The organism is Photorhabdus heterorhabditis, assembly GCF_001280945.1.
GTDB lineage: Bacteria > Pseudomonadota > Gammaproteobacteria > Enterobacterales > Enterobacteriaceae > Photorhabdus > Photorhabdus heterorhabditis.
Genome location: NZ_LJCS01000208.1, coordinates 1 through 698, shown reverse-complemented (window position 1 = coordinate 698; position 698 = coordinate 1). Strand labels below are relative to the sequence as shown.

Genomic DNA, 698 nt, shown 5'->3' with positions numbered 1-698 from the left:
CGTACGCCCTTACCGGTGTAGTCCTTCCAGACCGGCAGAATGTTGGCATCACTCAGATACCATTGCTGAGCCGTCAAGGGATCAAGCGGGACTTCCGGGGTCAGTAATGTCGCCACGGCGCGCATCGGCGCGGTTTCCCCACTGCGCAGATCGACGACCGACGCTGACGGATTACCGGCTGCATCAGTGACACCATATTTAAAGCTAATGACACCGGTGTAATCTGCCTCCGGCGTAAACAAGACATCGCCCTGAGCGGTGAGGCTGACCGTACCGCCTATCGCCTCCCCAACATTGGCAATGCGCAGGGCACCCTGACTGTTAAGGGGTTGATCGTTAGCCAACAGACTGTCGGCGGCAATCAGATGAGGCTGAGTACGATCAAAAACCTTGCCGTCTTTATCGTGAGTGAGGACATCCTCGACAGGCATCGCATTGGGTGTTTGTAAATCCACCGCCGAAATATCCGCGAAATTGAGTTTCTGGATATTTTTCAGCGTGACCGTGCCGTCACGCCCGGCGACCTTGTCAGCCACTACATATCCTCCGTCGGTACGGGTAATTTGGTAGTCGCCGTGGTTACCGTGCAGGCTGACTATATTGACTCCACCGTCCCCATCAATCGTTGCACTCCCGTGACCCACTTCGATCACGTCGTCACCCACACCGCCGAAAATCTTATCGTCCCCGCCACCGGC

Annotated in this window: 1 protein-coding gene; it reads right to left on the bottom strand. The window is 56.2% G+C overall.

All coding sequences use genetic code 11. The annotated features are described in order from the left end of the window. On the bottom strand, window positions 1-536 hold a 536-nt coding region (locus tag AM629_RS21355), incomplete at its 3' end, for an Ig-like domain-containing protein (RefSeq protein WP_235525588.1). Window positions 537-698 lie beyond the last annotated feature (162 nt).